Source organism: Geobacillus sp. B4113_201601, from assembly GCF_001587475.1.
Lineage (GTDB): Bacteria > Bacillota > Bacilli > Bacillales > Anoxybacillaceae > Geobacillus > Geobacillus icigianus.
The window spans coordinates 137,873-151,944 of the sequence record NZ_LQYX01000074.1 but is presented as its reverse complement, the minus strand read 5'-3'; the positions used below and the strand labels follow the sequence as shown (position 1 = coordinate 151,944).

Annotated in this window: 16 protein-coding genes and 1 other annotated feature; all 16 genes read right to left on the bottom strand. The window is 54.1% G+C overall.

Annotated features, from left to right (window positions below; all coding sequences use genetic code 11):
* Positions 1-190 precede the first annotated feature (190 nt).
* On the bottom strand, positions 191-1,276 hold the full coding sequence (locus tag B4113_RS09470) for a M42 family metallopeptidase (protein WP_033844289.1): 1,086 nt from the start codon (positions 1,274-1,276) through the stop codon (positions 191-193).
* A gap of 88 nt (positions 1,277-1,364) precedes the next feature.
* On the bottom strand, positions 1,365-1,850 hold the full coding sequence (locus B4113_RS09465; RefSeq protein WP_033019449.1) for a dUTP diphosphatase: 486 nt from the start codon (positions 1,848-1,850) through the stop codon (positions 1,365-1,367).
* Positions 1,851-1,865: 15 nt separating this feature from the next.
* A complete protein-coding gene (locus B4113_RS09460; RefSeq protein WP_033844290.1) occupies positions 1,866-2,114 on the bottom strand; it encodes a DUF1294 domain-containing protein in 249 nt (82 codons plus the stop codon).
* 64 nt (positions 2,115-2,178) lie between these two features.
* Complete coding sequence (rplT, locus tag B4113_RS09455) at positions 2,179-2,538, bottom strand: 50S ribosomal protein L20 (protein ID WP_011887944.1); 360 nt, start codon at positions 2,536-2,538, stop codon at positions 2,179-2,181.
* A gap of 25 nt (positions 2,539-2,563) precedes the next feature.
* Complete coding sequence (rpmI, locus tag B4113_RS09450) at positions 2,564-2,764, bottom strand: 50S ribosomal protein L35 (protein WP_025949458.1); 201 nt, start codon at positions 2,762-2,764, stop codon at positions 2,564-2,566.
* A gap of 12 nt (positions 2,765-2,776) precedes the next feature.
* Positions 2,777-3,298 carry a translation initiation factor IF-3 gene (gene infC / locus B4113_RS09445; RefSeq protein WP_074044349.1) on the bottom strand — a complete coding sequence of 174 codons (522 nt, stop codon included), beginning with the start codon at positions 3,296-3,298 and terminating at the stop codon, positions 2,777-2,779.
* A 53-nt stretch (positions 3,299-3,351) separates the two neighbouring features.
* Positions 3,352-3,487 (bottom strand) — a sequence feature (ribosomal protein L20 leader region).
* A 321-nt stretch (positions 3,488-3,808) separates the two neighbouring features.
* The gene (gene thrS, locus B4113_RS09440; protein WP_061912421.1) at positions 3,809-5,758 is read right to left on the bottom strand and encodes a threonine--tRNA ligase; all 1,950 of its coding nucleotides are present in this window, start codon (positions 5,756-5,758) and stop codon (positions 3,809-3,811) included.
* Between the two features lie 321 nt (positions 5,759-6,079).
* Positions 6,080-6,955, bottom strand: a complete 876-nt coding sequence (gene ytxC, locus B4113_RS09435) for a putative sporulation protein YtxC (RefSeq protein ID WP_033844292.1) — start codon at positions 6,953-6,955, stop codon at positions 6,080-6,082.
* A 323-nt stretch (positions 6,956-7,278) separates the two neighbouring features.
* Positions 7,279-8,220: a primosomal protein DnaI gene (gene dnaI / locus B4113_RS09430; protein WP_033019454.1), complete on the bottom strand. Its 942-nt coding sequence runs from the start codon at positions 8,218-8,220 to the stop codon at positions 7,279-7,281.
* Between the two features lie 11 nt (positions 8,221-8,231).
* The gene (locus B4113_RS09425) at positions 8,232-9,614 is read right to left on the bottom strand and encodes a replication initiation and membrane attachment family protein (protein WP_033844991.1); all 1,383 of its coding nucleotides are present in this window, start codon (positions 9,612-9,614) and stop codon (positions 8,232-8,234) included.
* A 105-nt stretch (positions 9,615-9,719) separates the two neighbouring features.
* The gene (gene nrdR, locus B4113_RS09420; protein WP_033019455.1) at positions 9,720-10,181 is read right to left on the bottom strand and encodes a transcriptional regulator NrdR; all 462 of its coding nucleotides are present in this window, start codon (positions 10,179-10,181) and stop codon (positions 9,720-9,722) included.
* Between the two features lie 67 nt (positions 10,182-10,248).
* The gene (locus tag B4113_RS09415) at positions 10,249-10,647 is read right to left on the bottom strand and encodes a hypothetical protein (RefSeq protein ID WP_033844294.1); all 399 of its coding nucleotides are present in this window, start codon (positions 10,645-10,647) and stop codon (positions 10,249-10,251) included.
* A gap of 123 nt (positions 10,648-10,770) precedes the next feature.
* Positions 10,771-11,145: an adenosylmethionine decarboxylase gene (gene speD, locus B4113_RS09410; protein ID WP_033019460.1), complete on the bottom strand. Its 375-nt coding sequence runs from the start codon at positions 11,143-11,145 to the stop codon at positions 10,771-10,773.
* A 313-nt stretch (positions 11,146-11,458) separates the two neighbouring features.
* Positions 11,459-12,487, bottom strand: a complete 1,029-nt coding sequence (locus tag B4113_RS09405) for a glyceraldehyde-3-phosphate dehydrogenase (protein WP_033019462.1) — start codon at positions 12,485-12,487, stop codon at positions 11,459-11,461.
* Between the two features lie 116 nt (positions 12,488-12,603).
* On the bottom strand, positions 12,604-13,209 hold the full coding sequence (gene coaE, locus B4113_RS09400) for a dephospho-CoA kinase (RefSeq protein WP_033844295.1): 606 nt from the start codon (positions 13,207-13,209) through the stop codon (positions 12,604-12,606).
* A 26-nt stretch (positions 13,210-13,235) separates the two neighbouring features.
* Positions 13,236-14,060, bottom strand: a complete 825-nt coding sequence (gene mutM / locus B4113_RS09395; RefSeq protein ID WP_033844296.1) for a DNA-formamidopyrimidine glycosylase — start codon at positions 14,058-14,060, stop codon at positions 13,236-13,238.
* Positions 14,061-14,072 lie beyond the last annotated feature (12 nt).

Below are 14,072 nucleotides of genomic sequence, written 5' to 3'. Positions count from 1 at the left end.
TTTTTTTTTTTGTCAATATGTTACGATCGAACAAGGTAAAAAAGCGGGGGATTGATGATGTTTTTCCGACATGAGGGAACTATACCCTATTTATTCACCGGCCTTCTGGGGCCGGCTGCGTCCATCAGCGCCCTGCCGTCTGCCCCGCCGCAATATCAAAAAACACCGGCCGCTTGGGCCGGTGTTTCCATTAGTCAAACGTCAGTTGCTTCACTTTGTCGGCATCAAGCCGTTTGATCACTTCGACAAGCAGCTTGACCGTGTTTTCGTAGTCGTCGCGGTGCAAAATGGCGGCGTGTGAATGGATGTAGCGCGTCGGGATGGCGATCGTCAGCGACGGAACACCGCTGCCGGTTAAGTGGATCGCCCCCGCGTCCGTGCCGCCGCCCGGCATGGCGTCAAAATGATACGGAATGTCGAGCTCTTCAGCCACCTCGATGACAAACTCACGCAAGCTGCGGTGCGAGACCATCGTCGCATCGTACAAGACGATGTGCGGACCGGCGCCGAGTTTGCCCATCGCTTCTTTTTCCGACACCCCAGGCGTGTCGCCAGCCACGCCGACGTCAACCGCAAAGGCGATGTCCGGCTGAATGAATTGGGCCGCCGTGCGCGCGCCGCGCAAGCCGACTTCTTCCTGCACCGTGCCGACGCCGTATACCGTGTTCGGATGATCGACGCCCTTCAGTTGCTTGAGCACATCGATGGCGACCGCACAGCCGATTCGGTTGTCCCACGCTTTGGCGAGCAGCATTTTTTCATTGTTCAATACCGTGAATTCAAAATACGGCACGATCATGTCGCCCGGGCGGACGCCCCATTCCATGGCTTCCTCGCGGCTCGTCGCGCCGATGTCGATGAACATGTCTTTGATGTCGACCGGTTTTTTGCGCGCTTCCGGCGGCAAAATGTGCGGCGGCTTCGAACCGATGACGCCGGTGATGTCGCCTTTTTTCGTCACAATCGTCACACGCTGGGCAAGCATCACTTGGCTCCACCAGCCGCCGAGCGTCTGAAAGCGGATGAACCCTTTGTCATCGATTTGCGTCACCATGAAGCCGACTTCGTCCAAATGGCCGGCGATCATCACTTTCGGTCCGCCGGATTTCCCTTCTTTTTTGGCGATCAAGCTGCCGAGCCCATCGGTGGTCACGTCATCGGCATAAGGAGCTATGTACGTTTTCATCACCTCGCGCACTTCCCGTTCGTTGCCGGGCACGCCTTTGGCATCGGTCAGCGCTTTCAGCATCGTCAACGTTTCGTCCAATTTCGCCATCTTGGCACCCCTTTCCGGTTTTGTCCACTTTTTTATTATACTTCTAACGGTTGGCAATATTCAATCATTCGCCCTTCGAAAAAATCAATTAATATCGTTCATTTTGCCGTTGGTGGTTCACTTCGTTTTTCCGGCGATACGCGGCGGCCACCGCCTCGGACGAAAAACCGAGCGTCACGCCGAGACGCCAATATTCCGTGAACAGCACATCATAATCTTCAGGCGCTTTCGTCTCCCCAAACCGGTCAGCGTGGCGAAACACGGTGAGAAACTGTTCGACAGGCAGCCGTTCAGCCGCCGGGATCTCTCTCTTTTCATAGAAAAATCCGCATTCCAGTCCGAGCGATAACAGAAAATGCAAACCATCCACATACTCCTCGAGCACCCGCTCCATCGGCGCCGGCGGCTTCACGCTCCAAAACTTAAAACAGCGCGTCTCGTTCGCCAGCTCGCCGAGTTCAACGAGAAAGGCGAGCATCTTTCGGCTGAACAAGTTTTCCTGCACGAGACCGTGCTCCGCTTCAATCCGCTCATCCAACGTCCGCTGCATGTCGTAAAGCAAGGTCCAGTTCATTCTCTCCTCCCCTTTCTATTCGATCCACTGCCAATACACCATCAATTCTGCCGCCGCCAACAGCGGCAAGCCGTATCGAAATCGGCGATGGCGCGTTTTGTGGCGAAACGTATACATGCCCATCATGGCTCCGAAAGCGCCGCCCACCCACGCCAGCAGCCAAAGCGTCTGCTCAGCGATGCGGAACCGATGGCGTCTCGCCTTATAGTCAAGCCCCATGGCAAAAAAAGCGAGAAGATTGACGGCTATGGCATATTGTATCATATGGTCCCCCCTTCACTCCATTTTCAATAAAAACGGCCATCCCGGTCGAGGATGGCCATCGTTGTTACTTATTCAAATTTGCCTTCGCCAAGTCAGCGAGCTGGGCAAACGCCGCTTGGTCGTTCACCGCCAAGTCGGCGAGCATTTTCCGGTTGACTTCAACGCCGGCCAGTTTCAAGCCGTGCATGAGGCGGCTGTAAGACAGGCCGTTTTGGCGGGCGGCCGCGTTGATGCGGGCGATCCACAATTTGCGGAAGTCGCGCTTCCGTTGACGGCGGTCGCGATACGCATACATGAGCGATTTCATCACTTGCTGGTTCGCGACTCGATATAACGCGTGTTTCGCGCCGAAATATCCTTTGGCAAGCTTTAATACTTTTTTGCGACGTCTGCGCGTCACTGGTCCACCTTTTACGCGTGGCATAATCGTTCCCTCCTATAGTCGGTCATTATTTCAAGTTGTCGAGCATTTGGCGGATGCGCTTGAAGTCGCCAGGCGAGACGAGCGTCGCTTTGCGCAGCTGGCGTTTTTGTTTTTTCGTTTTATTGGCAAACAAGTGGCTCGTATACGCATGACCGCGTTTTAATTTGCCGCTCGCCGTTTTTTTGAACCGTTTCGCCGAGCCGCGGTGAGTTTTCATTTTTGGCATCGTAGTTCCTCCTTACTTGTTGTCGTTTTTCGGTGCCAGCACTAAAAACATGTTGCGCCCGTCCATTTTCGGCGCCGTTTCGACGACCGCAATGTCGGCGCACGCTTCGGAGAAGCGGTCAAGGACGCGCTGCCCGATTTCTTTATGGGTGATGGCCCGCCCTTTGAAGCGGATCGTCGCCTTCACCTTATCGCCTTTTTCGAGAAACTTGCGCGCGTTGCGCAGCTTCGTGTTGAAATCGTGCTCCTCGATCGTCGGGCTGAGGCGCACTTCTTTCACATTGATGACTTTTTGCTTTTTGCGCGCTTCTTTTTCTTTCTTTTGCTGCTCGAAGCGGAATTTGCCGTAATCCATGATCCGACAAACGGGCGGTTTGGCGTTTGGCGCGACAAGCACCAAGTCCAAGTTGCGTCTTGCCGCGATCTCAAGCGCTTCCTGCTTCGACTTGATGCCGAGCTGTTCGCCGTTTTGGTCGATCAAGCGCACTTCCCGGGCACGAATTTGTTCGTTGATGATAAAATCTTTGCTAATAATGAGCCACCTCCAAGGTTTTTTCCGACTGGCTTGTTTGCCGGCAGAGCTCCGCCCCCAGCAAAAAAGCGCGGATGCATAAAGCACCCGCGCACGGCGTTCGCGTCAACCGGCGATGAGCCGAACCATCGCAACCTGCCAACAACCTCTTGGCGTCGGTCAGGTGAGAAGCGGGCGCTTCTGCTTTGGACAAACAAGCAATCATTCCACTTTATACACTATACCACCTTGGCGATGGCATGTCAAGGAGCGGTTCTTGATAAACACAACGTCCTTCATTATAACCGAACATCTTTTTGTTGACAAGAGAAAAATGATAATTTTTTATAAAAACGTTTTACTGTCCTTTTCTTCCTTGTTTTCGATGCAACGGGGCCGTCTTTCCGTGAAAATGCCGGCCTGACGCGGATGTTCATCCCCCGGTTGGAGGGCAGATCACGCTGCCCATGGACCTTTTCTATGAAACAAACGCGGCCCGACAAGCGGGCAGGCCGCCTGCGGGCCATTGTTGGCTCATCGTTCTTTCGCTCGTTTTTGCCGCACCTCTTCTTCTAGGCTAGCGATAAATTCATCTAGCGCGACCGTCCGGCTTTCTTTTTCGCCGTAGCGGCGCACGTTGACCGCCCGCTCGGCCGCTTCTTTGTCGCCGACGACGAGCATGTACGGGATTTTTTGCATTTGCGCTTCGCGGATTTTATAGCCGATTTTTTCATCGCGCTCGTCGACTTCGACGCGGAATCCGTGTTCTTTGAGGGTCCGATGCACGTCATACGCATAGTCAAGATGCGCTTCCGGCGACACCGGAATCACTTTCACCTGCACCGGGGCGAGCCACGTCGGGAACGCGCCTTTGTATTCTTCGATCAAGAAGGCGACAAACCGTTCCATCGTCGAAACGACGCCGCGGTGAATGACGACCGGGCGATGCGGCTTTCCGTCTTCGCCGATGTACGTCAAATCAAAGCGCTCCGGCAAGAGGAAGTCAAGCTGTACCGTTGAGAGCGTTTCGTCTTTGCCGAGCGCCGTGCGCACTTGCACATCGAGCTTCGGCCCGTAAAACGCCGCTTCTCCTTCGGCCTCGTAGTAGTCGAGCCCAAGCTCGTCCATCGCCTCGCGCAACATGCGCTGCGCCTTTTCCCACATTTCATCGTCGTCGTAATATTTTTCCTTGTCATGCGGATCGCGGTATGACAAACGGAGCGAATATTCGTCGAGCCCAAAGTCTTTGTATACTTCCAAAATCAAGTTGACGACGCGCTTAAACTCGTCTTTGATTTGATCCGGGCGCACGAAAATGTGGGCGTCATTGAGCGTCATGCCGCGGACGCGCTGCAGCCCGGTGAGCGCTCCGGACATTTCGTAGCGGTGCATCGTGCCGAGCTCGGCGATGCGGATCGGCAGCTCGCGATAGCTGTGCAGCTTGCTTTTGTAAATCATCATGTGATGCGGGCAGTTCATCGGCCGCAGCACAAGCTGTTCGTTATCCATTTCCATCGGTGGGAACATGTTTTCTTTGTAATGGTCCCAATGGCCCGATGTTTTGTACAGCTCAACGCTGCCAAGCACCGGCGTGTAGACATGGTCGTACCCGAGCGCCACTTCTTTATCGACGATGTACCGTTCGATCAGGCGGCGGATCGTCGCCCCTTTCGGCAGCCAAAGCGGCAGCCCTTGTCCGACTTTTTGCGATGTCGTAAACAGCTCGAGCTCTTTGCCGAGTTTGCGGTGGTCGCGCTCTTTCGCCTCTTCAAGCAAGTGCAAATAATGATCCAACTCTTCTTTCTTGAAAAAGGCCGTGCCGTAAATGCGCTGCAGCATTTTGTTGTTGCTGTCGCCGCGCCAATAGGCGCCCGAGATGCTAAGCAGCTTAAACTCTTTGATTTTGCCGGTCGACGGCACGTGCACCCCGCGGCAAAGGTCGAAAAACTCGCCTTGCTCGTAAATGGAAATCGTCTCGCCTTCCGGAATGTCGCGGATCAACTCGAGCTTCAAGTCGTCGCCGATTTCCTCATACCGCCTTATGGCTTCTTCGCGGCTCACTTCTTTGCGGACGATGTCGAGATTTTCTTTGACAATGTTGCGCATTTCCGCCTCAATTTTCGGCAAATCATCCGGCGTCAGCTTATGCTCCATATCAATATCATAGTAGAAGCCGTTTTCAATGACCGGGCCGACGCCGAGCTTAACGTTGCCGTACAGCCGCTTGATGGCCTGCGCCATTAAATGGGCGGCGCTATGGCGCAAAATGTCAAGCGCCTCCGGCATGTCTTGGGTAATAATGACGAGTTCACCGTCTTCGTGAAGCGGCGTGCGCAAATCGACAAACCGGCCGTTCCATTTTCCGGCGATCGCTTTTTTCTTCAGCCCCGGGCTGATCGAGGCGGCGATGTCTTCGGTTGACGTTCCGCTTGGAAACTCCTTTTGCGCTCCGTCCGGGAACGTAATGCGAATGACGTCTGGCATGAAGTTCACTCCTTTGCATTGGTGTGTCAAAATAAAAAACTCCTCCCTCAAAAAGGGACGAGTTTTCGTCGTGGTTCCACCCTTCTTCCCATGGCAAACCAACGCCATGGCTCAACACCGATAACGGCCGTCCGCCGGCGGCAACTACTGGGCATTGCGTTCGCTGCCGCAGCTCTGAGGGGGTAAGCACATTTTTCGTGTTAGGAAGGTTCCAGCCGCTGCCTTCCCTCTCTGGAAACCGTAAAAATGCGCCCATGTCCTCGTCATCGCTTTGTTTTCCTCTTATCTATGACGACATTATAGCGAAAACGGTCGAGAAAATCAACATTCTCTCCCATGCCCGGCATTGGCGGCAAACAACCGGGAAAAGTCGGCGCGGCTGTGGAGACGAAGCCGCTCTTCAAACACGTTTTGGATCGTCTGCACCATGCCGTCGTCAGGGTCATCCGTGTACAGTTCAATTTTCGACGGGGCGAGCGAAACGAGCGGCGCCAGCACCGATGAATCGATGTACATCGGCTGGCTGACGACAAGATGGCGGTCGATCATTTGCCTCACGTCTTCCGCGGACAGCTCCCGCCGCTCGCTGTCATAGAACAAAAAGCGAGGCGGATCATGCAGCAAATACAGCCGCGGCCATGCCGGTTTCCTTGCAGCGACGCAATCGCGCAACGTCTGCACAAAGGTTTGGTATTCTTGTTCAAGCTTATATTCATCGATCGCCAGTTCGACATAATGCTGCAACCGCTCCATATACGGTTTCAACCGAAACATCGCAAACGAGGAAAACGAAAACGACAGCTCGTCGCGCAAAAAGGCGCGGAACGCTTCAACCAAAAGCGCCGTTCGCGAAGCGGCAAACGCCGCCCCTTTTCGGTAATCGCGCCGCTCGCCGTCCAAAAACGAATGGGCGAGCGCCAAAATTTGCTGCTGTTCTTCCGGGTCGCGAAAATAAAACCAATCGGAAATCATCGCTAGCATGAACCGATCTTCCATATGTTCGCGCACAAACGCCGTCATCGCGGGGATGATTTGCGTTTCCAGCGCACGCGCTTCCTCGCCTTGTATGTAAACCGCCACCGTTTTCTTTCCGTCATACGCGGCATGAAACAGCGGAGCATCGGCCGGTTTTCGTTCGTTCAGCAGCCAAAACAGCTTTTCCGCCTCGCTTGCCTCGTCAAAATGGATTTCGATCATCCGCTGTCCCCCCTCAGCCTAAAGGAATGCTTGGTTTATATATATGGGGACAACCGGCCGTTTAGACTAAAAAAACGCAAAGCGTAGCGGCGTTTCGCCTAGGGGGCGGGTGATTTAGTGCAAAAACGACGGATTCCACTCATTTCTCAATTAGAAAAACCTTGCAGAATCCGCTTTCTCTTCTGAATGAAAATGCCGCCGATCGGGAGTTGACAATGGTTTTTCACCGGCCTTCTAGGCGCGGCCAGACAAAACATCGGCGTCCTGTTTTCAGGAGCCGATGGCAAAGAGCGGGCAAAGGGCGTGAGAATGCGGTGCGTGCCTTAGCCGTTTTGCTCGCGACGGTTTGGTCCGGTCAGTTCAATCGGGTACGCCAAGTAGCGAATTCGTTCCATGATGCGCGCCGCCTTCACCTTTTCCTCTTCACCGCGCTGGGAATAAGTCAAATGATGGGCCAGCTGCTGCAAATTAAAATTCGACGTAAAAAAGGTCGGCAAGTTTTCAAACATCCGGTATTGCAAAATCGGCCCGAGCACGTCATCGCGCACCCAGCTCGACATCGCCTCGGCGCCAAGGTCATCGAGCATCAAAATCGGCACTTTTTTCACGTAATCGAGCTTTTCGTTCATCGTCTGGTCTTGCAGCGAATGCTTCATCTCGCGAAACAGCTCCGGCACATAGACGATGAGCGACGCGATGTTTCGTTTGGCAAGCTCATTGGCGATCGCCGCAAGCAAGTACGTTTTGCCGACGCCGAACGACCCATGTAAATACAGACCTTTCATTTTTTTTCCCGGCTCGTATTCGGCCACAAACCGCTCGGCAAATCCAATCGCTTTGATCCGGCCATCATCGCTGAGGTCGACATCGGAGAGCGACGCCCGCAAAATTTCACGCGGCATAAACATGCTTTGGATGAGCGACTCTTGGCGCTTCCGTTCATCATGCTGCACCTTTTTCGGGCAGCGGTCATACTCAATCTCTATTCGGCCGCTGCTGATCACCAAATTCGGCTGATACCCTGGCAACATGTTTGGACATCGCTCCAGCCCCGGGCATTGGCGGCAATGCCCGTTCTGCTCGATAAACTCGTACAGCTTCATGAGGCTGCGGTCGACCGCTTCCGCAGACAGCTGCGGTTCGTGCGCCTGCAAAAACGGCTGCACGTCCGGATGCGACAAAATATAGCGCTTCATTTGTTCGTAGCGCTGCTTAAAGCGTTGATTGCCAAGCAGCCGCTGCAATAATTGATTGACTCGTTCCATCGCCTTTCCACCTACGATCCGTCCCGATATTTTTTCAGCCGCTCCTCGATCTCCTTGCGCGCCTGTTCGACATCGAAATCATCGTCTTCCGGCTCGCTGTAATCCATCTTCAGCCAGTCCGGAACCATTTCGGTGCGCACCACTTTCCGCACCGTTTTCGTCCCTTTTTCTTTTTCATTCGCCCAGCTTTGATACGTTTTCGCTTCCTCTTTCGCCAGCTCCATCGCTTCTTTCACCGTCTTCACCTTTTTGCGCGCCCAATGGCTGGCGATCTTTTCTACGTATTTTTTTGACAATTTCATATTCGTCCGCAGCATGACATAATAAATGAGCACATTGACGACGCCGGGAAGCAGCTGCTGTTGGAACATAATGTCTTCGATCAGCTGCAAATCGGCCAGCGACGGCTCGGCGCCGCCGGCGATTTCTTTCAGCAGCTGGCGCGGGGAAATCGTTTCGAGCTGTTTCATCAGCTGTTCTTCTTTCGTGCGCGGGTTGGCGTTTTCCATCGTTCGATAAGCAAGCGGCTGCACCCGTTCCACCAAGCGCGGGGAAACGCCGCCATGCTCCAGCTCATACCATTCGCGCGCCGCCTGCCGCAAGGCGTCGATGTCAATATGATACGACGGATCAATGACGCCAAGAACAAGTTTTTGCATTTCAAGCGGCGGAATGCCATACAAAAACGCCAGCTTTTTAATCGCCTCTTTCACTTTTGCTGTCATCGCGCGGCGCGGCACGAGCTGTTTCGACAACCCGGCGAAAAACAACTCAAAATCAAACACCTCGTCATCGAGGGCGTACGATGCCTCCTCGCGCCCGACATGCGCCTTTCCTTCATTCAGTGGCCGCTGTTCTTCGCTGAAACGAGACACCATCCGCTCGGCAGGAACGGCGGCAAACACGTCGGAAAATGAGCGCGTTACCGGGGTGAACCGAGCGACATCCGCCATCGGCCGGGCGAAAAAGTCGCTCAACTGGGCGAACAAATGGCGGCCAACTTGACGCTGCAAAAAGGTGCTCAACATCTCATCGCGAAAAAACTGTTCCGGTGTCATCGGCGGGCGCAGCTCGTAAAGAAACAGCTTCGGCTCATCGTCACCGAAAGCGCGGACATACGTATTCAGCAACCCGATTCCCTCCAGCTTCAGCCGTTCGCCGTAGATGTCCGGAAGGCTGCATTGCATAAGCTCCATGAGGCGGCGATGGGTCGCCTCCTGCCCGCCAAGCAGCTCCCAGTCCCCCCAAAGCGTCATATACAAAGCTAGCGCGCGATGGCCGATGAGCGGCTGGTACAACAGCGTCAACACTTGGCGGTCCAGCTCGTGCAGCGCTCCGCGGCTTTGCACAACATACCGGTCAACAGCAATCAGTTCTTTCCAATGATGCCGCATCATCTCAACCTTCCATCTTGCGTGATTCGTTTCAACCCGTCCTCCCCCTTTCGGCAGGGAAAAGGCGTTGAAAAAAGGGCTTGCCGTCCAACGCCAAAGCCCTTTTTACCGCTGTTCTTTTTTGATCAGCTCTTTCAGTTCTTCGATAAACACGTTAATATCCTTGAACTGCCGATAGACGGAAGCGAAGCGGACATAGGCGACCTCATCGATGCGCGACAGCCGCTCCATCACCATTTCCCCGATCGTTTCGCTTTTGACTTCCGACACTCCTTGCTGGCGCAGCTCGCGCTCGATTTCCTGCGTTACCTTTTCCAGCTCCTCGAGCGCCACCGGCCGCTTTTCGCACGCTTTGATCAAGCCGCGCAAAATTTTCTCGCGGCTGAACTCTTCGCGCGTTCCGCCTTTTTTGACGACAATTAGCGGCGGCTCTTCAATTCGTTCAAACGTTGTAAACCGGTAATGACACTGTTCGCATTCGCGCCGGCGCCGGATCGAACGCCCTTCCTCGGCCGGGCGCGAGTCGAGCACGCGCGTACCTTGATGATGGCATGACGGACATCGCATAACATTCACTCCGTTGCTTTTCTTATTATCTATCATACCGGAATGGCGGCAAGCAGACAAGCCATAGTTAGCCGTTCAATCCCGATCCGATATACGGCAAGCGCGCATCGAGCTTCCGGTATAGCTCAAGAATCACCGACCGGCTGCGGCCAAAGTCAAACGGCAATAGGCGCGTCTCCGTTGTCACGGAAAAGTCGACCGCCGTTTCAAACGGGCGCACCGAGATGACTGTCGCGACGATAAACAGCTTTTTTCCGCGCTTCGTTTGCGCACAAATTTCACCGCGCTCTTCGGAAACGGAAAGAAGTTCAGCCCCGGGCAGCGAGGCGAGCAGCTCTTTGACGGCGGCCATGACAGCGCGGTTCGCCGCTTTGTAATAATGGCTTCTTAGCTCGACGTCTTCATGATTCTCCCTCGTTTCACAATGGTTCGTCAAGGCGTATTTCCATTTGTTCCACATGCTTATCTGCCACGCTCCCTAGTCCTTAATTTGCTTTCATCATACCATGTTTTTCGCTGCCACAGCACGGTGAAAAATAGAAAAAGGAGCGTTCTATGTACGCTCCTTTTCTGCCGTTCGTGCTGTCCGTTACAGCGCTTGCGCTTTTTTCACTTCAATCGGGCGCATGCCGCGCGGAAGTTCGATCGTCTCCCGCGTTTGCGCACCGAGCTTTTCAGCGATATAGTCGGCGGCAATCGTCGGATCGAGATGGCCGCATGTATACACATCAATGCTCGCATAGCCGTGTTCGGGAAACGTATGAATCGTCAAATGCGATTCCGAGATAATGACGACTCCACTTACCCCTTGTGGAGCGAATTTGTGGAACGCTACTTCGCGAATTTCCGCTCCCGATTTTAACGCGGCGTCAACGAACGTTTTTTCGATAAAGTCCATATCATTCAGTTTGTCAAAGTCGCATCCCCAAAGTTCCGAGATAACGTGACGACCCATCGTGTCCATGCAAAAATCCCCCTTTTAACCAATTTTCTCAAAGAAAAAATAGAAGAACAGCTGCAAAATGGCATGTATAACTACCACGGGGGAAAGTTAGTCCTAAGAGGTCCTAACCCTTTAAGTAGTCACATTACCTTTGCCGTTAAGAAGTTCACGAGACATAGTATACTTTGTTTAGGGGGGTTTTGCAACAGACTTTTTCATTTTTTTTGCCTGCCAAAAAGAAAAAGCGCCCGCACCTGTTCGGCGCCCTGATCAATACCGCACCGCAAAGCAGGCGGGCGCTTTCCACCCTTCTTGGCAGCGAGCGAAGACGGTGTCACGCGTTGACTTGGAGGCTCTCCTTCATTTTTGCAGCGACAAGTTGAGCAAGATCGACAACGCGGCAGGAATAGCCCCACTCATTGTCATACCAAGCGAGCACTTTCACTTTCCGTCCTTCCATCACCATCGTCGATAAGCCATCGATGATCGCCGAATGAGGATTCGTATTGAAATCAATCGAGACGAGCGGCTCCATCGTAAAGTCCAAAATTCCTTTCAGCGGCCCACGAGCGGCGCGGATGAACGCTTCGTTCACCTCATCGGCGGTCACCTCGCGCTTCACATCGACCACTAAGTCAACGAGGGAAACGTTCGGCGTCGGAACGCGGAGCGCCATGCCATGGAGCTTCCCTTTTAAATGCGGCAGCACCAGTCCAAGCGCTTTTGCCGCTCCGGTTGTCGTCGGGATGATCGATTGCGCGCACGAACGAGCGCGGCGCAAGTCTTTGTGCGGATTGTCGATGTTTTTTTGGTCGTTCGTATACGCGTGAACGGTTGTCATCAGCCCGTTTTCAATGCCAAAGGCTTCATCAAGCACTTTGACGACCGGCGCCAAGCAGTTGGTCGTGCACGATGCGTTGGAAATGATGAAATGGCGGTCAATATCGAGCACGTGTTCGTTGACACCGACAACGATTGTCACATCTTCGTTTTTCCCAGGCGCTGTTAAAATGACGCGCTTCGCCCCCGCTTCTAGGTGAAGGCTAGCTTTTTCGCGATCATTGAATTTGCCGGTAGCCTCAATGACGATATCAATATCCATCTCGTTCCATGGCAACCATTTCGGGTCGCGCGAGTTCAACAGCTTTACTTTTTTGCCATTGACCAACAGCCCGTCTTCCAAAGCGACTACCTCACCTTGGAATTGGCCATGGTTGGAATCGTATTTCACTAAATGGGCTAACGTTTCCGGCGGGTAGCTGGCGTTCACCGCCACGATATCAAGGTCTGAACAGCCGATGGCGCGGCGGAACACCATCCGTCCGATTCGCCCGAATCCGTTAATCGCCACTTTCGCCTTCATTCGCTTTGTTCCCCTCTCATATATGTTATACTATTTGTTTAAATCCCTATAAATAGTATATCATATTTTTCAAGATCGTGGAGAACAAAATAACAAAAAAGCAATAAAAAAGACGCCTATTTTTCCAAGGCGCCCCATGTTTCCAAAACGGCCAGCAGCTGCCGGCGCGTCTCCTCGATCGTTCCGTTATTGTCCAGAACCGCATCGGCTCGCTTCACTTTTTCCGCCAGCGGCCATTGGGCGCGAATGCGGGCGAGCGCTTCCTCTTTCGTAAATCCGTTTCGCGCCATCAGCCGGCGAAGCTGCGTCTCTTCATCAACGAAAACGACCAGCACTTTATCTACCCAATCGGTCAATCCGCTTTCAAATAGCAGCGGAATATCAAGCACGATCGTTTTCGCCCCGGCGCGAACGAGCTCCTCCTTTTCCGCCAGCATACGGCGGCGCACGGCGGGATGAACGATGGCGTTGAGTTTCGTCCGCTCGGCTTCATCGCTGAAGACGATCGCCCCCAGTTTCGCGCGATCAATGTCCCCATTTTTTTGCAAAATGCCCGGACCGAAGGCGGCAACGATTTGCCGATAGGCATCTTCTCCCGGCCGTACGACCGCACGCGCCGCTTCGTCGGCGTCAATGACCGGAAGCCCGAGTTGGCGCATCATGGCGCTGACCGTGCTTTTGCCGCTGGCGATTCCCCCAGTCAGCCCGATCGTCAGTACCATCGCTTGTCTCCTTTCCCATCGGTCGCCTACCGCTGGCAGCGCGGGCAATAGTGCGTCCCGCGGCCAGCGACGACCGTTTTTTCAATCAACGTTCCGCATTGTTTGCACGGCTCCCCTTTGCGCCCATAGACGGACAGGTGATGTTGGAAAGTCCCTTCTTTCCCTTGCGTGTTGACATACGTGCGCACCGTGCTTCCTCCTCTCATCACCGCCTCGCCGATGGTCGCGACCATGTGCTCATGGAGCCGGCGAATGTCTTCCTCCGTCAAGGAAGCGGCCGGGCGGTCCGGAAGAATGCCGGCCCGAAACAGCGCTTCATCGACATAAATGTTGCCAAATCCGGCCACAACCGTTTGATCGAGCAGCAGCGCCTTGACCGTCCGTTTCGTTTTCGCGGCTTGTTGGGCCAACACCGCCGGGGAAAATGCCGGTGAGAGCGGCTCCGGTCCCAACTGGTCAAGCGGAGGGCGGCGGTCGGCTTCTTCTTTGCGGTAAACGTGCATCGTGCCGAACTTGCGCACATCGCGGTAACGGAGTTCGCTGCCATCGGTGAAGGAAAATACGACATGCGTGTGCGGCGCGAGCGGATCGTGGGCGCTAGCGACCGTATAGCGGCCTTCCATGCGCAAATGGGAGATGAGCACATCCTCATCAAGCAAAAACTTCAAAAACTTTCCGCGCCGCTCAATGCCGCGCACCGTCTGGCCAGCCAATCGGTCGGCAAACGCTTGCGGGTCGTGCGGATGGCGAATGATCTTCGGCCAAAACACGCGCACCGCCGCGATCGTTTTGCCGGAAACGAGCGGCAAGAGCGTGCGCCGGATCGTTTCCACCTCAGGCAGTTCAGGCATAGGAAATCCCTC